General features: G+C 32.5%; 17 protein-coding genes. 13 read left to right on the forward strand and 4 right to left on the reverse strand.

Annotated features, from left to right (window positions below; translation table 11 throughout):
- The 6 genes from lepB (AC2D8K_RS03345) to AC2D8K_RS03370 all read left to right on the forward strand — a co-directional run bounded on the left by lepB (AC2D8K_RS03345) (position 1) and on the right by AC2D8K_RS03370 (position 10,320).
- On the forward strand, positions 1-522 hold the full coding sequence (gene lepB / locus AC2D8K_RS03345) for a signal peptidase I (protein WP_002450796.1): 522 nt from the start codon (positions 1-3) through the stop codon (positions 520-522).
- 18 nt (positions 523-540) lie between these two features.
- Positions 541-1,116 (forward strand): signal peptidase I, encoded by a 576-nt coding sequence (lepB, locus tag AC2D8K_RS03350; protein WP_484698008.1) that lies wholly within the window; start codon positions 541-543, stop codon positions 1,114-1,116.
- Positions 1,117-1,630: 514 nt separating this feature from the next.
- Positions 1,631-5,101 (forward strand): helicase-exonuclease AddAB subunit AddB, encoded by a 3,471-nt coding sequence (gene addB / locus AC2D8K_RS03355; RefSeq protein WP_002450794.1) that lies wholly within the window; start codon positions 1,631-1,633, stop codon positions 5,099-5,101.
- Positions 5,098-8,760, forward strand: coding sequence for a helicase-exonuclease AddAB subunit AddA (addA, locus tag AC2D8K_RS03360; protein ID WP_484698010.1), 3,663 nt, complete (start codon positions 5,098-5,100; stop codon positions 8,758-8,760). Before addB ends, addA begins: the two co-directional genes overlap by 4 nt.
- Before the next feature lie 133 nt (positions 8,761-8,893).
- Entirely contained in the window at positions 8,894-9,796 is a 903-nt protein-coding gene (locus AC2D8K_RS03365) for a fumarylacetoacetate hydrolase family protein (RefSeq protein ID WP_002450792.1), read from the forward strand.
- A 122-nt stretch (positions 9,797-9,918) separates the two neighbouring features.
- The gene (locus AC2D8K_RS03370) at positions 9,919-10,320 is read left to right on the forward strand and encodes a YisL family protein (protein WP_002450791.1); all 402 of its coding nucleotides are present in this window, start codon (positions 9,919-9,921) and stop codon (positions 10,318-10,320) included.
- An 83-nt stretch (positions 10,321-10,403) separates the two neighbouring features.
- On the opposite strand, the gene AC2D8K_RS03375 is transcribed toward AC2D8K_RS03370, so the two are convergent.
- Positions 10,404-11,720, reverse strand: coding sequence for a CoA-disulfide reductase (locus tag AC2D8K_RS03375; protein ID WP_002450790.1), 1,317 nt, complete (start codon positions 11,718-11,720; stop codon positions 10,404-10,406).
- A gap of 75 nt (positions 11,721-11,795) precedes the next feature.
- Entirely contained in the window at positions 11,796-12,620 is an 825-nt protein-coding gene (locus tag AC2D8K_RS03380; protein WP_002450789.1) for a Cof-type HAD-IIB family hydrolase, read from the reverse strand.
- A gap of 113 nt (positions 12,621-12,733) precedes the next feature.
- On the opposite strand from AC2D8K_RS03380, the gene AC2D8K_RS03385 reads away from it, so the two are divergent.
- The 3 genes from AC2D8K_RS03385 to clpB all read left to right on the forward strand — a co-directional run bounded on the left by AC2D8K_RS03385 (position 12,734) and on the right by clpB (position 18,331).
- Entirely contained in the window at positions 12,734-13,042 is a 309-nt protein-coding gene (locus AC2D8K_RS03385) for a metal-sulfur cluster assembly factor (RefSeq protein ID WP_002450788.1), read from the forward strand.
- Between the two features lie 493 nt (positions 13,043-13,535).
- Positions 13,536-15,338, forward strand: coding sequence for an acyltransferase family protein (locus tag AC2D8K_RS03390; protein ID WP_484698012.1), 1,803 nt, complete (start codon positions 13,536-13,538; stop codon positions 15,336-15,338).
- Between the two features lie 386 nt (positions 15,339-15,724).
- The gene (gene clpB / locus AC2D8K_RS03395) at positions 15,725-18,331 is read left to right on the forward strand and encodes an ATP-dependent chaperone ClpB (RefSeq protein ID WP_002450786.1); all 2,607 of its coding nucleotides are present in this window, start codon (positions 15,725-15,727) and stop codon (positions 18,329-18,331) included.
- Positions 18,332-18,506: 175 nt separating this feature from the next.
- Here clpB and AC2D8K_RS03400 read toward each other — a convergent pair whose 3' ends face one another.
- Positions 18,507-18,698 (reverse strand): YjzD family protein, encoded by a 192-nt coding sequence (locus tag AC2D8K_RS03400; protein ID WP_002450785.1) that lies wholly within the window; start codon positions 18,696-18,698, stop codon positions 18,507-18,509.
- Positions 18,699-19,012: 314 nt separating this feature from the next.
- Between AC2D8K_RS03400 and AC2D8K_RS03405 the strand changes: the two genes are divergently transcribed.
- Complete coding sequence (locus AC2D8K_RS03405) at positions 19,013-19,954, forward strand: beta-ketoacyl-ACP synthase III (protein ID WP_002450784.1); 942 nt, start codon at positions 19,013-19,015, stop codon at positions 19,952-19,954.
- An 11-nt stretch (positions 19,955-19,965) separates the two neighbouring features.
- Positions 19,966-21,207: a beta-ketoacyl-ACP synthase II gene (gene fabF / locus AC2D8K_RS03410; RefSeq protein ID WP_002450783.1), complete on the forward strand. Its 1,242-nt coding sequence runs from the start codon at positions 19,966-19,968 to the stop codon at positions 21,205-21,207.
- Positions 21,208-21,251: 44 nt separating this feature from the next.
- Here the strand turns inward: fabF and AC2D8K_RS03415 are convergent, their stop codons facing one another.
- Positions 21,252-21,632, reverse strand: a complete 381-nt coding sequence (locus AC2D8K_RS03415) for a DUF3899 domain-containing protein (protein ID WP_052831757.1) — start codon at positions 21,630-21,632, stop codon at positions 21,252-21,254.
- Positions 21,633-21,833: 201 nt separating this feature from the next.
- Between AC2D8K_RS03415 and opp3b the strand changes: the two genes are divergently transcribed.
- Together opp3b and opp3C are read left to right on the forward strand one after the other, a co-directional pair.
- Complete coding sequence (gene opp3b, locus AC2D8K_RS03420; protein ID WP_002450781.1) at positions 21,834-22,760, forward strand: oligopeptide ABC transporter permease; 927 nt, start codon at positions 21,834-21,836, stop codon at positions 22,758-22,760.
- Positions 22,760-23,818 carry an oligopeptide ABC transporter permease gene (opp3C, locus tag AC2D8K_RS03425; protein WP_002450780.1) on the forward strand — a complete coding sequence of 353 codons (1,059 nt, stop codon included), beginning with the start codon at positions 22,760-22,762 and terminating at the stop codon, positions 23,816-23,818. Before opp3b ends, opp3C begins: the two co-directional genes overlap by 1 nt.
- Positions 23,819-23,827: the final 9 nt, after the last annotated feature.

The raw sequence follows: 23,827 nt of genomic DNA on the forward strand, positions 1-23,827 counted from the left end.
GTGAAAACTGTTATTAAATATTTGATTTCCTTAATATTTGCGATTATTATTGTACTGTTCATCCAAACATTCCTAATTAGAGGAGCTATTGTCACAGATGACAATATGTCACCTACTTTAGTTAAAGGTGATAGATTAATTGTTAATAAAATAAAAGTGACATTCAATTTATTGGATACTGGTGATATTATTATGTACAACATTGACGGACATACGCATTTTGGTAGGATTATAGGCGAACCAGGTCAATCTATTGAAATAAGAAATAATAAAATTTATCGTGATGATAGAGAAGTTAAAGATAAATTTGCGAAAAATAGACAATTAAAAAACTTTTCATTAAGAGATATGAAATATTCTGATGGCGATATCATTTCCCCTAAACATTATTTTGTGTTAAATGATAATGATCATAATCAATCAGACTCTAGACGCTATGGTTTAATTGATAAAAAGAATATTATTGGAGATATAAGTATTAAATATTATCCGTTTGAAGCATTTACGACAGATTTTAAATGAATATAAGAGGTGTCTAATTTGAAAAAAGAAATTATGGAGTGGGTTATTGCCATAGTAGTGGCTTTAGCATTAGTGTTTTTAATAGGAAAATTTGTTGGTCAACTGTATACAATTAAAGGTGATTCAATGGACCCAACATTAAAAGACGGTGAACGTGTAGTTGTAAATATTATGGGATATAAAATAGGTGATGTGAAAAAAGGGAATGTCATCGTTTTCCATGCTAACAAGAAAGATGACTACGTAAAACGTGTGATTGGGGTACCTGGTGATAAAGTACAATATAAAAAAGACCAATTATACATTAATGGTAAGAAACAAGACGAACCATATTTAAATTATAATGAGAAGCGTAAGCAAGTTGAATATATTACAGGTACTTTCCAAGTGAAAGATTTAGCTAATGCAAATTCTAAATCTAATGTTATACCTAAAGATAAATACTTAGTTCTAGGTGATAATCGTGAAGTAAGTAAAGATAGTCGTTCTTTCGGCTTAATCGATAAAGATCAAATTGTTGGTAAAGTATCATTCAGATTCTGGCCATTAAATGAATTTAAATTTAACTTTAATCCAGATAATACTAAAAATTAATATGATTTGAAGCGGTAGATGTTGTGATGACGTCTACCGCTTTTTTGTTATACATACCTTGCCGGGGAGCGGGGACCCAAACATAGAGAATTTCAAAAAGAAATTCTACAAACAATGAAAGCTATGGTTACGACGAAATCTCAATATTAATTTAAATTAAAGGATCACCCTAGCTAAAGCTAGTGCGCATAAAGTCATACTTTTGCAAAGCAAATTAGTATGACTTACCTAATAGTGAAAGCTATTAGGAACAATAATTTATAAAAATGTAGTGTTAAGAAATATACATATAATATTGAGTGACTTGGCAGTAGTTGACTGAACTAAAATCAATATTCTATTAATCTTAGTTATAGTCAACCTTGTAGGGGAGCAGGGACCCAAAACATAGAGAATTTCAAAAAGAAATTCTACAAGCATTGCAAGTTGGGGTTACGACGAAATCTCAATATTAATTTTAGAGATTTCTGTACCACTCCCGTGTTAAAATGTTGTCAAAGGAGTGAAGGCTGTAATGGAATTAAATGCATATATAGGTAGAGCTGGGACTGGTAAATCCACAGCAATGGTTAACGAAATTAAAGATAAAATGAAACGTGACCCACTTGGAGATCCAATTATTTTAATCGCTCCAACACAAAGTACATTTCAATTTGAACAAGCATTTGTCAATGACGAAGCATTGAATGGTAGCTTAAGAACCGAAGTACTTCACTTTGAAAGATTAAGTCATAGAGTATTCCAAGAAGTTGGAGGCTTTACGGAACAGCGACTTTCTAAGGCTGCGACAGAAATGATGATTTATCATCTAGTACAACAATATCAAGATGATATGAAATTATATCGTTCGCAAGCTAAATATTTTGGATTTAGTGAAAAGTTAGCAGAGCAGATTCAAGATTTTAAAAAGTACTCTGTTTTACCAGAACATATAGATGAATTTTTAAATACACATCATGTTCAAACAAGAACAAAACATAAATTAGAAGATATTTCTTTAATATATAAGCAATTTGAATCGAGAATGCACGGACAATTTATTACAGTAGAGGACTCATTACGTCAATTTATCAAACAAATGGATCAATCTGAGTGGTTGAAACGGTCAGAAATATACATAGATGGCTTCCACAACTTTTCAACATTAGAATATGAAATGATACAAGCATTGGTAAAGCATGCTAAAAAGGTAACAGTATTACTCACTACTGATGGCAATCAAGATGCTTTCAGTTTATTTAGAAAACCCTCAGAAGTACTTACTCATCTCGAAGATATAGCACAAGATTTGCATATTCAATTAAATAAAAATATCTTTACAGATATTTATCGCTTTGAAAATAATGACTTAAAATCATTGGAGTCACAATTTGATGCATTACAAATCACGCCACAGAAATCAGAGGGATTTATCGATATCTTCGAATCATCAAGTATGAGAGAAGAAATAAATGAAATCGCACGTCAAATACTTAAAGACACACGAGATAATCAATTACGTTTTCAAGACATTGCGATCCTCTATAGAGATGCGTCTTATGCGGATTTATTTGAATCTATATTACCTTTATATCAAATTCCATTTAATATCGATACAAAGCGTTCAATGACACATCATCCTATTATGGAAATGATTCGTTCATTAATCGAAGTCATACAATCTAATTGGCATATCAATGCAATGATGCGTTTGTTAAAAACAAATGTACTCACAGACCAATTTAAAAATAGCACCCATCTTATAGATTTATTGGAAAACTTTGCGATAGAACGAGGAATATATGGCAAAAAATGGTTAGATGATGAGATATTTAATATTGAAAACTTTAGAAAAATGGGACGTAAAGAACATCAACTGACTCAAGAAGAAAGAGACACATTCGAACAGGTAGTTAAATTAAAAACAGATGTCATCGATAAAATTTTACACTTTGAACAAGCCATGAATGAAGGCGAAACAGTACGTGATTTTGCGACGGCATTTTATGAGAGTATGGAGTATTTTGAATTGCCGAATCATTTGATGACTGAGAGAGATATGCTAGATAATGATGGCTATCATGAACAAGCTGAAGAAATTGATCAAATTTGGAACGGATTAATACAAATTTTAGATGACCTAGTGACCGTCTTTGAGACCGAAAATATGTCATTATCCCGTTTCTTGGAAGTGTTTGATATAGGATTAGAACAATTAGAATTTGTTATGATTCCACAAACACTAGATCAAGTAAGTATTGGTACCATGGATTTAGCAAAAGTAGATAATAAAAAGCATATCTTCCTAGTAGGTATGAATGATGGTTCAATGCCACAACCCATTTCTTCCTCTAGTTTAATTAGTGACGATGAAAAGAAATTATTTGAAGAAAATGCCCAAATTGAATTAAGCCCTACGTCAGATATTCTACAAATGGATGAAGCATTTGTGTGTTATATCGCGATGAGCCGTGCAACATCTAAAGTGACATTTTCATATAGTTTAATGGGGGCATCTGGTGATGAAAAAGAAATGAGTCCATTTTTAGCTCAAATTAAAGATATTTATCAAGACTTGAATGCGATAAATATCCATCAGATGCATCTAGCGCAACCCATGTCGTTAATTGAACATGTACATCAGACTAAAATTAATTTGTTTGAATCACTTAGAGCGTGGTTAGACGAAGAAATTGTAGCAGATACATGGATAGATGCATACCAAGTTATGAGAGATGACGAGCATTTAAATAAGGACCTAGATTACTTAATTACGTCATTAACTTATGATAATGAGACAACACAACTTAGTGAAACACTGGCGCAAGACTTATATGGTAAAACAATCAATGCAAGCGTTTCGAGATTCGAAGGATATCAACAATGTCCATTTAAACACTACGCTTCACATGGCTTACGACTCAATGAACGTACAAAATATGAATTACAGAACTTTGATTTAGGTGATATCTTCCATTCTGTATTGAAATACATTTCAGATCGTATCAATGGTGATTTTAAACATTTAGACCAAAAGAAAATCAAAGCTTTAACAACTGAGGCATTAGAAACTATTCTACCTAAAGTGCAATTTAATTTACTGAATTCATCTGCATATTACCGCTACTTATCACGAAGAATAGGTGCCATTGTTGAGACGACACTCAATGCATTAAAATATCAAGGCGATTATACAAAATTCAAACCACAACAATTTGAAACAGGTTTCCGTAAAAAGCCTAAATCTGATGATGAGTTAATTGCACAATCATTAACAACTAAACAAGGTGTACCCATTAATATCAGAGGTCAAATTGACCGTATTGATACGTATACTAAAGACAATCAAAGCTATGTTAATATTATCGATTATAAATCGTCAGAAAGTAGTGCTACGCTTGATTTGACGAAAGTGTATTATGGCTTACAAATGCAAATGATGACATATATGGATATTGTGCTTCAAAATCAAGATAGATTAGGATTAACAGATATAGTTAAACCTGGAGGATTGCTATATTTCCATGTTCATGAGCCAAGATTAAAATTGAAAAACTGGTCGGAAATTGATCAAGACAAAATAGAAAAAGACTATATTAAATCATTTAAAATGAGTGGATTAGTTAATAGTGATGAAGATGTTTTAGATGCATTAGATATTCGATTAGAACCTAAGTTTAAATCCGATATAGTACCAGTTGGTTTAACGGCTAAAGGTGCTATTAGTAAAGCTGGTAGTCAAGTTGCGGATGAAAAAACCATTTATAAATTTATAGAACATAATAAAAATAACTTTATTGATACAGCAACACATATTATGGATGGTCACACAGAAGTATCACCACTTAAATATAAACAAACATTGCCATGTCAATTTTGTAGTTATCAATCAGTATGTCATGTGGATGGTATGATTGATAGTAAACGATATCGCACAGTTGATGAATCGATTAATCCAATAGAAGTAATACAACAAATGGAAGAAAATGGAGGTGAAGATGAATGATACCTACAAAACCTAAAGATGTTATTTGGACAGATGCACAATGGCGTAGTATTTATGCAAAAGGTCAAGATACGTTAGTAGCGGCTGCTGCAGGATCAGGAAAGACAGCTGTTCTTGTAGAGAGAATTATTCAACGAATTTTAAGAGATGAAATTGATGTTGACCGTTTATTAGTTGTAACATTTACGAATTTAAGTGCTAGAGAGATGAAGCATCGTGTGGATCAACGTATTCAACAGGCATCCATAGAAGATCCCAATAACGAACATTTAAAAAATCAACGTATCAAAATACATCAAGCACAAATATCCACATTGCATAGCTTTTGTTTAAAACTAATTCAACAACATTATGATGTATTAGATATCGATCCGAATTTTAGAACGAGTAGTGAAGCGGAAAATATTTTACTTTTAGAACAAACGATCGATGAGGTTTTAGAACAACACTATGATAAGTTAAATCCTGATTTCATTGATTTAACAGAGCAATTATCCAATGATCGTAGCGATACACAATTTAGAAACATAATTAAACAGTTATATTTCTTTAGTATTGCTAATCCTGATCCATTCCAATGGTTAAATCAACTCTCTGCACCATACGATGATGAAAGACAGCAAGATGATTTATTAAAATTATTAAACGATTTAGCAATGATTTTTATTAATGCTGGTCATGAGTCACTTGAAAAAAGTTATGAATTATTTTCAATGATGGAAGGTGTTGAGAAACAATTAGAAGTTATTGAACAAGAACGTCGATTTATACGTGATTTATATCATAACGATCAATTACAGGTTGATGTACTTGTTCATCATCAATTTGTAAGTCGATTCCCAAGTATTAGCGCTAAAATAAAAGAAGAAAATGCGATGATGCTCGACGCTCTAGAAGATGCAAAAGCCTCATATGATAAATATAAAGACCTGATTAATAAAGTAAAAAACGATTATTTTTCAAGAACTCCAGAAGATTTAAAACGCGATATGCAATTACTTGCACCGCGTGTGCGCTATCTTTCAGAAATTGTGAAAGATGTCATCCATGATTTTAGTAAGCATAAGCGAAGTCGAAATGTATTAGATTTTGCAGATTACGAACATTTTGCACTTCAAATTTTAACCAATGAAGATGGTACACCTTCAGCCATCGCTGACATGTATCGTCAACATTTTTCTGAAATTTTAGTGGATGAGTATCAAGACACGAACCGTGTACAAGAGAAAATCTTATCTTGTATTAAAACGGGAGATGAGTCGAATGGTAATTTATTCATGGTTGGTGACGTAAAGCAATCCATTTATAAATTTAGACAAGCAGATCCTAGCTTATTTATTGAAAAATATAATCGATTTAATGTGGATGGACAGAATGCAGGAATGCGTATTGATTTATCGCAAAATTTCCGTTCACGTAAAGAAGTATTATCTACTACTAATTATTTATTTAGGCATATGATGGATGAAGCAGTAGGTGAAATCACTTACGATGATGCTGCACAATTGTATTATGGCGCACCATTTGATGAAGTAGATCATAATGTAGAATTACGTACATTAGTAGAAGCTAGCTCCGAAAATAGTAAATTAACGGGTACTGAGCAAGAAGCCAATTATATCGTTGAACAAGTAAAAGATATTTTAGAACATCGAAAAGTCTATGATATGAAAACAAATACGTATCGACCAGCGACGTATAAAGATATCGTTATTCTAGAACGAAGTTATGGCCAAGCACGTAATTTACAACAAGCATTTAAAGATAATGATATCCCTTTCCATGTCAATAGTAGGGAAGGATATTTTGAACAAACAGAAGTACGTTTAATATTATCGTTTCTTCGCACAGTTGATAATCCATTACAAGATATTTATTTAGTCGGGTTAATGCGTTCAGTGATTTATCAATTTACAGAAGATGAATTAGCTAATATTCGCGTATTTAGTCCGAATGATGATTATTTTTATCAATCGATTCAACAATATATAAAAAATGATATGGCTAATAAAAAATTAGTAACTAAGTTAAAACGATTTTTAGCTGATATTCAACATTATCAAGATTATAGTCAACGTTACCCTGTCTATCAATTAATTGATAAATTCTATAACGACCATTATGTGATTCAATATTTTAGTGGACTCATAGGTGGCAGAGGACGTCGTGCAAATCTTTATGGCTTGTTTAATAAAACAATTGAATTTGAGAATTCAAGTTTCCGAGGATTATACCAATTCATTAGATTTATCGATGAGTTGATTGATAGAGGTAAGGATTTCGGTGAAGAAAATATCGTAGGTCCGAATGATAATGTGGTTAGAATGATGACCATTCATAGTAGTAAAGGATTGGAATTCCCATTTGTCATTTATTCAGGACTATCTAAACGATTTAATAAAAATGATCTGAGTAGACAAGTTGTATTGAATCAGAAATATGGTTTGGGTATGGATTATTTCGATGTTAATGAAGATATTGCGTATCCTTCATTATCTTCAGTTGCTTACAAGGCAATTAACGAGAAGGAAATGATTTCTGAGGAAATGCGTTTAATTTACGTTGCATTAACACGTGCCAAAGAGCAGTTAATTCTAATAGGAAGAGTAAAAGATGAAAAAGAGTTGGGCAAATTAGAAAGGTTACCAATTTCAGGAAATCATCTTGCTGTTAATGAACGTTTAACTGCATCAACACCATTTACTATGATTTATAGTATTTTAGCTAAATATCAATCTTCAAGTATTACGAATGATCAAAAGTTTGAATCAGACATTGAACAATTAGATAGTAATGTTAAACCGAGAGTGAATTTATATGTAGATAACTTCGAAGATATTTCTACAGAGACCGTAGTTTCAGAAAGTGAAATAAGAACTGTGGAAGATATTGAACGTTATCAAAGCGGTAATGATGACATCAAAGCTAAAATTAAAGAAAAACTTACATTTGAATATCTATATCAAAAGGATATTGAAAAACCATCAAAGCAGTCTGTATCTGAATTGAAGCGTCAATTAGAAACAGAGGAAAGTGGTACAAATTATGATCGAGTGCGTCAATACCGTATTGGTGTATCAACATACGAAAGACCTAAGTTTTTAAGTCAACAAGGTAAACGTAAGGCGAATGAAGTAGGAACATTGATGCACACAGTCATGCAGCACTTGCCATTTAAAAAAGATAGATTAACTGAAACCGAGTTAGACGAATATATAGATCTTTTAGTTGAAAGAAATATTATCGAATCAGACGCTAAAGAGGATATAAGATTTAATGAGATTATGACATTTATACAAAGTGATTTATACATGAATATTGCATGTGCTGATCGCGTTTTCCGAGAACTGCCATTTGTAGTCAATCAAGCTAAAGTGGATCAGTTAGAGTTAGTTGATGAAGGTGTATCGATTATTCAAGGTATGATTGACTTGATTTATGTGAGTGAAGGTCAATATTACTTTGTAGATTATAAGACAGATGCCTTTAATCGTCGAAGAGGATTAACAGATGAAGAAATTGGACAACAATTGAAAGATAAATATCAAATTCAGATGAAATATTATCGCAACACATTAGAAACGATTCTTCAAACCAAAGTTAAAGGTTATCTATATTTCTTTAAATTTGGCATGTTAGAAATTGATAACCATGAATGATTTAAGACTATCCAAATGCAATATCATCATTAATCTGTAGAAACTTTCTTAATTTTCTTACTTATATATTTGTTATTTCGTGGTCATTATAGTTATAATATGTATTAAGATATAGATGAGGAGTTGATTATGAATGAAATTTTTATCATTCAAGCATAATGACAGAACTTCATACGGTGTTAAAGTTAAACGTGAAGATGCTGTTTGGGATTTAACATTAGTATTTGCTGATTTTGCGGAAAGTGATTTTCATCCAAAAACATTATTAGCAGGGTTACAACAAAACCAAACGTTAGATTTCCAAGAACAAGTACGTAAAGCAGTTGTTGCTGCAGAAGATAGCGGTAAAGCTGAAGATTATAAAATTTCATTTAATGATATTGAGTTTTTACCTCCAGTTACACCACCGAATAACGTTATTGCTTTCGGTCGTAACTATGAAGACCATGCGAGTGAATTGAACCATGAAGTACAACGTTTATACGTATTTACTAAAGCTGCGTCATCATTAACAGGTGATAGTGCCACAATTCCTAATCATAAAGATATTACAGATCAATTAGACTATGAAGGTGAATTAGGTATTGTCATTGGTAAGTCTGGAGAAAAAATCCCTAAAGCGCTAGCATTAGACTATGTTTATGGTTATACAATTATTAATGATATTACAGACCGTAATGCACAAAATAATCATGACCAAGCATTTTTATCTAAAAGTTTAACTGGCGGTTGCCCAATGGGACCATATATCGTTACGAAGGATGAACTTCCTACTCCTGAAAATGTTAACATTGTAACTAAAGTTAATAATGAAATCCGTCAAGATGGTAATTCTGGTGAAATGATTTTAAAAATTGACGAGTTAATTGAAGAAATTTCTAAATACGTTGCTTTACATCCAGGAGACATTATTGCTACTGGTACACCAGCTGGAGTGGGTGCAGGTATGCAACCACCTCAATTTTTACAACCAGGCGACGAAGTAAAAGTAACAATTGATAATATCGGTACTTTAACAACATATATTTCAAAATAATTGATGGAATTGTATAATGTTAAATAACAAAGTAGCTATCTTGAAGGTATTAAACTTCAATGATAGCTACTACTTTTATGTTATGATAATTAAAGTAAATAAATTAGTGGGGGGACATTGTCTTGTTACATGTTCATATTTTAAGTTGGGTATTAGCAATCATTTTATTTTTTGCAACATACTTAAATATTTCAAAAGTACAAGGAGCATCACCATATTTTAAACCTTTACAAATGTTGCTAAGATTATTTATGGTATTGGCGCTTATTTCTGGATTCTGGGAATTAATTAAAGAATTCGCAGCAGCAAGCCAAGGTGAAGGTGGCAATCATATGTTACTTACATTGAAAATGCTTTGTGGCTTAGGCGTATTAGCATTGATGGAAGTTTCAATTGCTAAGAGAAAGAAACATGAAAATAGTGATAAATTATTCTGGATGACGATTGCATTAATTATCGTAACTATCGCAATCGGTATTATTCTTCCATGGGGACCAATCAGTAAGATGTTCGGTTTAGGATAATAAGTCATAAACCATGTTTATGTAAAATATAGGAGGTTGAGACATAAAGTTTTTGGGCTTTTGTCTCGACCTCTTTACTTTATTTATTGTGCTTTGTAACCAATCATATTGATTAAATCTTTGGGATGACTATATGGTGGAGCGTAGGCAACTTCGAATTCTGTTAATTCATCAACTGTCATATTATTTTGCATCGCCATTGATAAAACATCAATTCGTTTATCTACGCCTTCTTGACCAACTGCAGCTGCACGTATGATTACTCTTGTATCTTCATCATAATAAACTCTTAAATGTAAGGGTGTATTACCTGGGTAATAACCTGCATGTGCACCTTGCTTCGTTTCAACCATTTTATAATTAAAGTGAGATAACTCATCAGGTTTGACGCCAACACTAGCAAATGTATAATTAAAGAATTTTACAATATTTGCGCCAAGATATCCTTTAAATTTAATATTGCTTTTTCCAACAAGTTGTTCTGCGATTACACTGGCAGCACGATGAGCGCCCCAAGCGAGAGGTACATTAGCTTTTAAGTTCACGTGTCTGTAATGGGATGTGATGACATCGCCTAATGCATAGATATTATGAATATTAGTTTGGAAATAATCATTAACCGGTATAAAGCCCTTGTCATCAATTTGGATATTAGATGACTTAATAAATTCAGAATTAGGTTTTGTACCGATACCTTCAATGATGATATCAAATTGTTCTTTTTTACCAGATTTGAATGAAACGTCATGACCATTGATATCAGTGATTTCTTCATTTAAACGATACTCAATATGTTTTTCTTCTAGTTCATCAAAGATAGGTTGATTCATATCTTGATCCATTAATTTATTGACTTGTTCGGAGCGATGAATAAGTGTGATATCTAACCCACGTTGATATAAATTTTCAAGCACTTCAAGCGAAATATAACCGGCACCTACAATAAGTGCTTTATGAACGTCATGAGTATCAATATATTCATTAATTGCATCAGTATCTTCTAAATTCCTTAAAGTAAAGGCCATGTCAGTATTAAAGTTAAGTCGATTGGCACTGCAACCAGGACTAAGTATTAAATAATCATAAGGTTCTTCAAATGTTTCGTCAGTTGTTCTATTTTTTACAGTAACAGTTTGACGCGTATCATTAATTGCTATGACTTCATGATATGTTTTAACATTAATATGCTTTTTGTCATAAAAGGCATCAGGTGTATATGCTAAAACTTTTTCTCTTTCAGTGATTGTATCGCTTAAATAATATGGTAAAGCACAATTTGCAAAGCTCATATCTCTATCTTTTTCAAATACAGTAATCTCACTACTTTGATCTAAACGTCTAATTTGGCTAGCACAAGTAGCACCACCTGCTACAGCACCAACTACAACAATTTTACTCATTTGACAACCTCCTTATATCATAAAAATGCTGAGATAGTATCGTGTCACCATCTCAGATTGATTTAACATCCTGATCTATGAATAATATCGGATATTTAAATTAAAGAAGTCATTTAAATATCTACCAATACCATCATCGTTGTTACTAAATGTAGTTTCGTCAGCTATATCCTTTAGTTCTTGTAAACCATTATCCATAGCAATACCATGTTGTGCATATTTAATCATTTCAATATCATTATCTTCGTCACCGAAAGCAATAATATGTTGTGGATCAATATTTAAAAACTGTCTGACTTGTTCAATACCACGCGCTTTATTAATACCACGTTTAACGATTTCTATCACTGGGAAAGGTGCGCCCCAACGACGATGTTCTATATTTTCAGCATAAAAATGAGTCAATTTATCTTTTATTTCTGGGATTTTACTTTCTTCAGCTTCTACTAACAGTGATGTAGGTGCTTCATTAAGTTGTTCAAGTAAGTTACCAGTTTGGATTCTAGGATTACCCATAGAGAAACCTTCAAACAAACGAGGATCATGATTATTGATAAAAACATAATCTTTAACTTCTGCAATGATATTAGTCACTTGAAATTGTTGTAGCTTTTCGATGATATTTTTTGACATATCAATGTCTAATACTTCATGTATTGTTTTGAATTCATCAGATTTAGGGTGATGTACATAGGCACCATTAAAGTTCACAACTGGTGTATCCATATTTAACTCATGATAATAAATTTGGCTCGCTCGGTATGGGCGTCCAGTTGCTATCATAATGGAGTGACCGCGTTGTTGTAATTCAGTTAACACTTGTTTCGTATAATTAGAAATTTCTTTATTATCATTTAGTAAAGTTCCATCTAAGTCTAAGCAAATTAAATAAGGTTGCATAACTATCTCCTTATGTCGTTGTAATATATTGTAGTAGTATCATAGCATTTTATTGGCGTTTTGTCGGATATTTGATATATTAGTATAAAGATAAATATAGAGAGGTGATACTAATGGAAGAGGCGTTAAAAGATAGTATCCTAGGGGCTCTAGAAATGGTAATCGACCCTGAATTAGGCATTGATATTGTTAATTTAGGTTTAGTATATAAAGTTGATGTGGATGATGAAGGACTTTGTACTGTTGAGATGACATTAACTTCTATGGGTTGTCCTTTAGGACCGCAAATTATCGAACAAATTAAAACTGTTTTAGCAGAGATTCCAGAAATTCAAGATACTGAAGTAAACATTGTATGGAGTCCACCATGGAATAAAGACATGATGTCTAGATACGCAAAAATTGCACTAGGCGTTGGATAATCTTTATGACAAAGAATAAGAATGGTCATGTAGTTTAATGCACGAATTGTGTATAGGATACTATGTGCCATTCTTTTTTATTTTTGAAGCGTATAACCATGCATATATAAGTCAAACTCTGACGGATTATTCCTAAATATAAAAAAATTCTTTGGAAAATTATCAGAAAAACAAATCGTCAATAAAAATATAGTATTCATTTAGTATTTAAATTGAATTTATATTACGGTTGTATTACAATATTTAAGACTGATTGTAACTAGAACACAATAAATTTAAGTTGTGAATAAATTGTCAGTAGAGTAACCTTAGTCCAACTCTACAGACTATTAAAGTTAATCTGTTTTGAAAATGATGATTTAGACATTTTATAAGACATACATATCTCTTTTAACTTAAGACTCGAATGACATTGATGTATTGATTAATCATATTAATTAGTAAGATGTCTTAAACGAAATTCGAAATGATTCTATGGGGAAGAAAGTGAAATATGGAAAAAGAATATAAAAGAACTAAAACTAGGGGTAAGCGATTAAGATATATGCCTGGTTTGGATGGATTAAGAGCGATAGCCGTTATCGGTATTATCATTTACCATCTAAACAAGCAATGGTTGACAGGCGGCTTTTTGGGCGTTGACACATTTTTTGTTATTTCAGGTTATCTAATAACAAGTTTATTATTAAAAGAGTATGAAGAAACTGGCATTATTAATTTAAAGAATTTCTGGTTACGTCGTTTAAAACGACTGGTACCAGCAGTATTAGCGTTACTTTTAGTAGTAGGAATAGCAACTTTACTATTCAAATCTGAAGATATAGTTAGAGTGAAACATGATATTATAGCAGCTATATTCTATGTTTCAAATTGGTGGTATATAGCTAAAGATGTCAACTACTTTGAACAGTTCTCGTTTATGCCATTAAAACATCTATGGTCGTTAGCGATAGAGGAACAATTTTATTTATTTTTCCCTGTTGTTTTAATTACACTATTGCTAACTATAAAGAAATATCGAAATATTACATTGATTTTTTGGATTATTTCATTATTATCACTCATGTTAATGATTGTGATTTCACAACCTCATCTTAATCATTCAAGAGTGTATTTTGGAACTGATACGAGACTCCAAACATTATTATTAGGTGTGATTTTAGCTTTCTTATGGCCGCCATTTAAGCTCAAAGCCGAACCACCTAAAGTTTTACTACGAGCAATTGATGGCGTGGGATTCATTGGACTGGCCTTTTTGATCTTGCTGTTCTTTACAGTTCAAGATGAAAGCGACTGGATATATGATGGCGGTTTTTATATTATTTCTACTATGACTTTGTTGATTATAGCAAGTGTTGTTCATCCATCTACACTAGTATCAAAGTTATTAGGCAATCCATTGTTTGTTTATATCGGTAAACGTTCATATAGTTTATATTTATGGCATTTCCCTATTATAAGTTTTGTACATAGTCATTTTATTGCTGGTCAAATTCCGTTTTATGTTTACATTGTGGATATTATTTTAACAGTGTTATGCGCTGAAGCTTCATATAGATATATCGAAACACAATTTAGAAAAGAAGGTTTAAAGGCATTCACATTGAAACGTAAATACAAACCTGCGCTTATAAGAACAATTGCAATTATAATATGCATCATTCCGTTTGCATTTATTATGGGTGGTGCCTTTGATGGTTTAGGTAAAGATAAAATCGATCAAAAATCCAATTCATTCAATACTGATTTAGAAGATAAATATTTAATAAGAATGATTCCAATAGATAAAATTGGCCAAAAAAGTAATAGAGATACAGATGTTTATACTGATATTAGTCCATTGCTAATCGGAGATTCGGTAATGGTAGATATAGGTGAAAACTTTAAAGATAGAGTACCTAAAGCTAAAATTGATGGTAAAGTTGGTCGTAACTTATACCAAGCAATTCCACTAGTTGAAGTCAATTATAAACAATACAATAAAAAATCAGACCAAGTTATTTTAGAATTAGGTACTAATGGAGATTTTAATAAAAAGCAACTTGATGATTTAATTAATAAATTTGGAGATGCGCAAGTATATTTAGTCAATACCAGAGTGCCAAGAGGTTATGAGGATCATGTCAATAAACTTATGGCAGATGCAGCTAATGAAAAAAGTAATGTAACATTAATCGATTGGTACAAAAGGTCAGAAGGACATACAGAGTACTTTGCGCCAGATGGCATACATTTAGAACATAGTGGTGTAGAAGCCTTAACAGATGAAATTTTAAGTAAGATTAAAAAGAAATAATCATCCAACAAATTAATAAATCAAACTAATCATACGTGTATGATTTTACTAAAATATATTGAATGGTGAATAAATTCATAATAAAAACCCGAGATACTAGATATCTCGGGTTATTTTGTATCATTTAACAAAACCGTTTGATGCGGTTAAATGAAGTTATTAATACTTTGTTTGTTGTTTGAATTATTGGGAAATAGAATAATAAAAGGTTTGATTCATCACATTTGATATTAAAAATAAACCTAAAAAATATTACAAAAAACAAGCTTAAGTTGTTGATAATTTATTAGAAGGGGACTATAATGTAGTTAAGGTCAAAGAAAGTCAAAGTCAAATCGAAAAATTTTTACCTTTGACCGACTCTAAAATGATAGAGGTGAATACAATTGGATATCAATAAAATGACATATGCTATACAAGGTTCATTACAAAGAGCCATTGAGTATAGTAAAGAATTTGAATTACAAAATATCGAAATTGAAGCAATTTTAAAAGCGACATTAAATGAAAGTGAAAGTTTAATTAAGAGTGTTCTAGAACGTGCAAATATTGATGTAGAAGAACTAGAAAAAGCTTATGATAATAAATTAAAAGCTTATCCAACTGTACAAGGAGATAATGTACAGTATGGTCAATATATAAGTGCAAAAGCGAATGAATTGATGAATAAATCTGAAACATATATGAACGAATATGATGATGAATTTATTTCAATGGAGCATGTGCTTCGTGCAGCGATGGATATTGATCAAACTACACAAAACTTTATAGGTAATAAAACTGAAGTGGTTAAAGAAATAATAAATAAAATAAGAGGGGGAAATCATGTGACTAGTCAGAACCCAGAAGTAAATTATGAAGCATTAGAAAAATATGGACGTGACTTAGTAGAAGAAGTACGTCAAGGTAAAATGGATCCGGTCATTGGCCGTGATGAAGAAATTCGTAATACAATACGTATATTAAGTCGTAAAACAAAAAATAATCCTGTATTGATTGGTGAACCAGGTGTTGGTAAAACGGCGATTGTTGAAGGATTAGCACAACGTATTGTTAAAAAGGACGTACCTGAATCATTATTAGATAAAACCATTTTCGAACTTGATTTAAGTGCATTAGTTGCAGGTGCCAAATTTAGAGGTGAATTCGAAGAACGCTTAAAAGCAGTACTTAAAGAAGTTAAGGAATCTGATGGTAGAATTATATTATTTATAGATGAAATTCATATGTTAGTAGGCGCTGGTAAAACGGATGGCGCAATGGATGCAGGAAATATGTTAAAACCAATGTTAGCACGTGGTGAATTACATTGTATTGGTGCTACAACATTAAATGAATATAGAGAATATATTGAAAAAGATTCAGCTTTAGAACGTCGTTTCCAAAAAGTGGGTGTCAGTGAACCAGATGTAGAAGACACAATATCCATTCTACGTGGTTTAAAAGAACGCTATGAAGTGTATCATGGTGTACGTATTCAAGACCGTGCATTAGTTGCAGCAGCAGAACTTTCCGATAGATATATTACTGATAGATTCTTACCAGATAAGGCTATTGACTTGGTTGACCAAGCATGTGCAACGATTCGTACGGAAATGGGATCAAATCCGACTGAATTAGACCAAGTGAACCGACGTGTAATGCAATTAGAAATTGAAGAAAGTGCATTGAAAAATGAATCTGACAATGCTAGTAAACAACGTTTAGAAGAACTTCAAGAAGAACTTTCAAATGAAAAAGAAAAACAAGCGTCATTACAATCACGTGTAGAACAAGAAAAAGAAAAAATTGCGAAACTACAAGAAAAACGAGCAGAATTAGATGAAAGTAGAAAAGCATTAGAAGATGCACAAACTAATAATAATCTTGAAAAAGCAGCAGAATTACAATATGGTAAAATACCTCAATTAGAAAAAGAATTAAAAGAATTAGAAGATGTTTTCCAAGATGAACAAGGCGAAGATAATGATAGAATGATTCGTGAAATTGTATCTGATGAAGAAATTGGTGATATCGTTAGTCAATGGACTGGTATACCAGTTTCTAAATTAGTTGAAACAGAAAGAGAAAAATTACTTCACTTAGGTGACATTCTTCATAAACGTGTGGTTGGACAAGATAAAGCTGTAGACTTAGTATCAGACGCAGTTGTACGTGCAAGAGCAGGTATTAAAGATCCGAATAGACCTATCGGTAGTTTCCTATTCTTAGGACCTACAGGTGTAGGTAAAACAGAATTAGCTAAATCATTAGCAGCATCACTATTCGACTCTGAAAAACATATGATACGCATTGACATGAGTGAGTACATGGAGAAACATGCAGTGTCTAGATTAATTGGTGCCCCTCCAGGCTATGTAGGCCATGATGAAGGTGGTCAATTAACTGAAGCAGTAAGACGTAATCCTTATTCAGTTATCTTACTTGATGAAGTAGAGAAAGCACATAGCGATGTGTTCAACGTATTACTTCAAATATTAGATGAAGGTCGATTGACTGATTCTAAAGGTAGAAGCGTGGACTTTAAAAATACAATTATTATCATGACTAGTAATATCGGTTCACAAGTATTATTAGAACAAGTTTCAGAAACAGGAGATATTAGTGAATCAACTGAAAAAGCAGTCATGGATAGTTTACATGCTTACTTTAAACCTGAAATTTTAAACCGTATGGATGATATTGTGTTATTCAAACCATTATCAGTAAACGATATGAGTATGATTGTCGATAAAATATTAGGTCAATTGAATATGAGATTAGTTGATCAAAGAATTTCCATTGAAGTAACTGACGAAGCGAAAAAATGGTTAGGTGAAGAAGCTTATGAACCTCAATTTGGTGCACGTCCATTAAAACGATTTGTACAAAGACAAATTGAGACACCATTAGCTCGTATGATGATTAAAGAAAACTTACCAGAAGGTACTAAAATAAATGTAGATCTTAATAATGATAACGAATTAACATTTGACGTGACTAAACCAGAATAATCGTGTTAATTCATAAAGAACAACAGGCTAGAAGAGCAATTCTAGCCTGTTGTTTGTATTAAAGTATAAACAAATGAAAGCTGGTAGCGACTATATTAAAGTTCGCTACCAGCTTTTTGTAATTAATAACAAATGTCCTATCTGTTACTAGAGATGACCATTTGTTTAATTTTTATTATTCGTATTGTTCTGACGTACTTTTTGGACTTATTGTAGCAGCTAAGATAGCAACTGCTACAGTAAAGATAACAGCCATGATGATTGGAGATACGACGTTTAACGCACCGCCACCATTTAAACTATTCAATACGAAATTGACCATTTGTAATAAGACTAATGCCCAAATAAATGTCATGAGGTATTTCATTGTATGTGACCTCCAATATAATATATACCTTTATTTTAATAGAAAAATACATGTTTGTATAGAGCGAATCAGAATGTAGTAAGATATATAATCACATTAACGATATATGATATCATTATTAAAATAATCATTAATTTCAGAGATATGATTTGATTTGTATTAAACAAATGCAAATATAGGTTATCATAATAGAATCAGTACTTTATTTTGTTTATCATTTAAATGATAAATAAAAGTGATATGCTTGAGTTTAAAAACAGTAATATGTTAAATTAATACCTGGTATTAAAAATTTATTAAGAAGGTGTACAACCATGGATGTGGGTATTAAAGGTTTCGGAGCTTATGCTCCAGAAAATATAGTAGACAATGCCTATTTTGAACAATTTTTAGAAACGTCAGATGAATGGATTTCTAAAATGACAGGAATCAAAGAAAGACATTGGGCAAATGAAGATCAAGATACTTCAGATTTAGCTTATGAAGCAAGTGTTAAAGCAATTAAAGATGCTGGTATTCAACCAGAAGATATAGATATGATTATTGTGGCGACAGCTACTGGAGATATGCCATTTCCAAGTGTAGCGAATATATTACAAGAACGTTTAGGTACAGGTAAAGTGCCTACAATGGATCAACTTGCAGCATGTTCTGGATTTATGTATTCAATGATTACAGCTAAACAATATATTCAATCTGGAGATTATCATAATATTTTAGTTGTCGGTGCTGATAAATTATCTAAGATCACTGACTTAACAGATCGATCTACGGCAGTTTTATTCGGTGACGGTGCTGGCGCAGTTGTCATTGGCGAAGTATCAGAAGGTCGTGGTATTATTAGTTACGAAATGGGATCTGATGGAAGCGGTGGCAAATACTTATATTTAGATAAAGAAACTGGTAAATTAAAAATGAATGGACGAGAAGTATTTAAATTTGCAGTTAGAATTATGGGCGATGCGTCAACACGCGTTGTTGAAAAAGCAGGTTTAACTTCTGATGATATCGATTTATTTGTTCCTCATCAAGCTAATATAAGAATTATGGAATCAGCTCGTTTACGCTTAGGTATTGAACCAGAAAAAATGAGCGTATCTGTAAATAAATACGGCAATACATCTGCTGCATCAATACCATTAAGTATCAATCAAGAGCTAGAAAACGGTAAAATTAAAGATGACGATACTCTTGTCTTAGTAGGTTTCGGCGGAGGCCTGACTTGGGGCGCAATCGTTATCAAATGGGGAAAATAGGAGGATAACTAATGAGTGAAAATAATAGAGTTGTTATTACAGGTATCGGAGCCTTATCTCCAATCGGTAACGATGCTGAAACAACATGGCAGAATGCATTAAAAGGAGTTAATGGTATCGATACTATCACACGAATTGATACTGAAAATTATAATGTGCATCTTGCTGGTGAATTAAAAGATTTTAATATCGAAGACCACATCGATAAAAAAGAAGCACGCCGTATGGATAGATTTACTCAATATGCTGTTGTAGCGGCTAGAGAAGCGGTCAAAGATTCTCAATTAGATATCAAAGCTAATGCTAACCGTATTGGTGTGTGGATTGGTTCTGGTATTGGTGGTATGGAAACATTTGAAACGGCGCATACACAATTGGTAGAACGTGGACCAAGACGTGTCAGCCCATTCTTTGTACCAATGTTAATTCCTGATATGGCTACAGGCCAAGTATCTATTGATTTAGGTGCTAAAGGACCAAGTGGTTCAACTGTTACAGCATGTGCAACAGGTACTAACTCAATTGGTGAAGCATTTAAGATTATCCAACGTGGTGATGCAGATGCAATGATTACTGGTGGTACTGAAGCACCAATTTCTCATATGGCTATTGCAGGATTTAGTGCAAGTCGTGCATTATCTACAAATAATGACAAAGAAACGGCATGTCGTCCATTCCAAGAAGGTAGAGATGGATTTGTTATGGGTGAAGGTGCAGGTATTGTGGTAGTAGAATCACTAGAATCTGCAAAAGCACGTGGTGCCAAAATTTATGCTGAAATTGTTGGTTACGGTACAACAGGCGATGCTTATCATATTACTGCACCAGCACCAGAAGGTGAAGGTGGTTCTAGAGCAATGCAAGCTGCATTAGATGATGCAGGTATTGAAGCAAAAGATATTCAATATTTAAATGCGCACGGTACAAGTACACCAGTAGGTGATTTATATGAAGTACAAGCCATTAAGAATACATTTGGCGATGCAGTCAATAATTTAAAAGTAAGTTCTACTAAATCAATGACTGGTCATTTATTAGGTGCTACTGGTGGTATTGAGGCAATCTTCTCTGCACTTTCAATTAGAGATTCTAAAATTGCACCAACGATTCACGCTGAAACACCAGATCCAGAATGTGATATAGATTATGTTCCGAATGAAGCGCAAGACTTAGACATTACACATGCAATGAGTAATAGTTTAGGATTCGGCGGACATAATGCAGTATTGATATTCAAAAAATTTGAAGATTAATAAATATAAAGCGCAAGTGTGAATTACATCGCACTTGCGCTTTTTTACATATTGAATGAAATAATTATTGTGATTAAAACTAAAACGAAATGTATAAGCAGGTTAGGGAACACCCATGAGGAAATCATGTAGTGTTCTTTTTTGACGTGTTGAGGATTTAAAAAGCTATCATCTTCCATGCTACGTTTTCTTGAATTAGAGGAAAGTTGATATTTTAAACGTCTAAATCCATAGCTTGTTACATCGAAGATACCTTCTTGAACTAATAAAATAATAAACAATATGATGAAAATCACTAATGAAACATAAAATAAGACATTGATGTACTCGACCCATGTATGTTTGGTCCATAGCCAAAAAATAAAAGCAATGAATAGAGTTATTAGTAATGGATAGAGATAAGATTTAATTAATTTCAATAACATCACTCCGTATCGTATTGGTTTTAGTTTACATGAATCAACTTATTCTGAAAACAAAAAAATTCTATTTTATAAATTGCTTGCTTTATTGCATTAACGCAAAACTATATTGATTTTACATGTAAGTTACAGATATAATACTAATAAAGTATTCTGAATATTTTGAAGGGATTGTCAATTGTGAAAAATAAATGGGGGGATTAGATGGGAAAATACATCCTTAAAAGATTAGGTTATATGTTTTTATCATTATTCATCATTATTACAATCACATTTTTCTTGATGAAAATGATGCCAGGATCACCATTCAATGATGCAAAATTAAATGCTGATCAAAAAGCGATATTAAATGAGAAATATGGGTTGAATGACCCCGTCGCAGTACAGTACGTACACTATCTAAAAAATGTTGTGACAGGCGATTTTGGTTATTCATTCCAATATCATAATCAACCGGTTTGGGAATTGATTAAGCCAAGATTAATACCATCATTTGAAATGGGATTAACGGCAATGATTATTGGTATTATCGTTGGACTCATTTTAGGAATTGCTGCAGCTACAAAACAAAATACATGGGTGGATTACACGACGACTGTGATTTCAGTTGTTGCAGTGTCAGTACCATCTTTCGTATTAGCTGTATTATTACAATATGTGTTTGCAGTACGTTTAAGATGGTTCCCAGTTGCAGGTTGGGAAGGATTTTCTACAGCAGTGTTACCTTCACTCGCTTTATCTGCAGTAGTATTAGCAACAGTTGCCCGATACATACGAGCTGAGATGATTGAAGTATTAAGTTCAGATTATATTTTATTAGCACGAGCAAAAGGTAATTCAACGATGAGAGTGTTGTTCGGTCATGCTTTAAGAAACGCTTTGATACCCATCATTACGATATTAGTTCCAATGTTAGCAGGTATTTTAACTGGGACACTTACCATTGAGAATATCTTCGGAGTACCTGGATTAGGGGATCAATTCGTACGTTCGATTACTACAAATGATTTCTCAGTCATCATGGCGACAACGATTTTATTTAGTACATTATTTATCGTATCTATTTTTATCGTAGATATCTTATACGGCATTATCGATCCTAGAATTCGTGTGCAAGGAGGTAAAAAGTAATGACAGATAAAAGAATGGATAAAGATTACTCAAATGCAGCAATGTCACATACCTCTGAAGGGGCAGTTTCTACGGATTTTGTATTAAGAGAATTAGATTTAAATCAAGAGCCAGAGTTACAACGTGAAAGTAAAAACTTCTGGCAAGATGCGTGGGCGCAATTAAAAAGTAATAAACTAGCTGTTGTTGGTATGATTGGACTCATCTTAATTGTGTTATTCGCATTTATTGGACCTTTAATGAATAACAGAGATTATGCAGAGCAAAATGTTGAACATCGAAATTTACCAGCTAAAATACCAGTGTTAGATAAAGTACCATTTTTACCATTTGATGGTAAGGGAACGGATGGTAAAGATGCATATAAAGAAGCACACGCCAATGAAAACTATTGGTTTGGGACGGATCAATTAGGACGTGATTTGTGGACAAGAACATGGAAAGGAACACAAATTTCATTATTCATTGGTATTGTTGCAGCAATATTAGATATCTTTATTGGTGTGACTTATGGTGCTATATCAGGCTTCTTTGGTGGTCGAATTGATAATGTGATGCAAAGAATCCTAGAAGTTATTGCGTCGATTCCTAATCTAATCGTCGTTATTCTCTTTGTATTGATCTTTGAACCTTCGATTTGGACTATTATTTTAGCGATGTCCATCACAGGTTGGTTAGGTATGAGTCGTGTTGTTAGAGGTGAATTCTTAAAATTAAAGAACCAAGAATTTGTACTCGCTTCTCAAACTTTAGGTGCATCTAAATTCAAACTTATATTCAAACATATTTTGCCTAATACGTTAGGTGCAATTGTTGTTACATCTATGTTTACAGTACCAAGTGCTATTTTCTTCGAAGCGTTTTTAAGCTTTATTGGTATTGGTGTACCAGCACCACAAACATCATTAGGATCACTCGTCAATGATGGACGTGCAATGTTATTAATTCACCCGCACGAATTATTTATACCAGCAATCATTTTAAGTTTATTAATTTTATTCTTCTATCTATTTAGTGATGGATTACGTGATGCATTCGATCCGAAGATGCGTAAATAAAGGAGGGGC

It is taken from the genome of Staphylococcus sp. 510 (assembly GCF_057219715.1).

What these genes read in the sequence shown, in the direction of transcription:
- addB (WP_002450794.1), top strand. Translation starts at nt 1,631, where the DNA reads ATGGAATTAAATGCATATATAGGTAGAGCTGGGACTGGTAAATCCACA.
- addA (WP_484698010.1), top strand. Translation starts at nt 5,098, where the DNA reads ATGATACCTACAAAACCTAAAGATGTTATTTGGACAGATGCACAATGG.
- AC2D8K_RS03365 (WP_002450792.1), top strand. Translation starts at nt 8,894, where the DNA reads ATGAAATTTTTATCATTCAAGCATAATGACAGAACTTCATACGGTGTT.
- AC2D8K_RS03375 (WP_002450790.1), bottom strand. Translation starts at nt 11,720, where the DNA reads ATGAGTAAAATTGTTGTAGTTGGTGCTGTAGCAGGTGGTGCTACTTGT.
- AC2D8K_RS03380 (WP_002450789.1), bottom strand. Translation starts at nt 12,620, where the DNA reads ATGCAACCTTATTTAATTTGCTTAGACTTAGATGGAACTTTACTAAAT.
- AC2D8K_RS03385 (WP_002450788.1), top strand. Translation starts at nt 12,734, where the DNA reads ATGGAAGAGGCGTTAAAAGATAGTATCCTAGGGGCTCTAGAAATGGTA.
- AC2D8K_RS03390 (WP_484698012.1), top strand. Translation starts at nt 13,536, where the DNA reads ATGGAAAAAGAATATAAAAGAACTAAAACTAGGGGTAAGCGATTAAGA.
- AC2D8K_RS03400 (WP_002450785.1), bottom strand. Translation starts at nt 18,698, where the DNA reads ATGAAATACCTCATGACATTTATTTGGGCATTAGTCTTATTACAAATG.
- AC2D8K_RS03405 (WP_002450784.1), top strand. Translation starts at nt 19,013, where the DNA reads ATGGATGTGGGTATTAAAGGTTTCGGAGCTTATGCTCCAGAAAATATA.
- fabF (WP_002450783.1), top strand. Translation starts at nt 19,966, where the DNA reads ATGAGTGAAAATAATAGAGTTGTTATTACAGGTATCGGAGCCTTATCT.
- AC2D8K_RS03415 (WP_052831757.1), bottom strand. Translation starts at nt 21,632, where the DNA reads ATGTTATTGAAATTAATTAAATCTTATCTCTATCCATTACTAATAACT.
- opp3b (WP_002450781.1), top strand. Translation starts at nt 21,834, where the DNA reads ATGGGAAAATACATCCTTAAAAGATTAGGTTATATGTTTTTATCATTA.
- opp3C (WP_002450780.1), top strand. Translation starts at nt 22,760, where the DNA reads ATGACAGATAAAAGAATGGATAAAGATTACTCAAATGCAGCAATGTCA.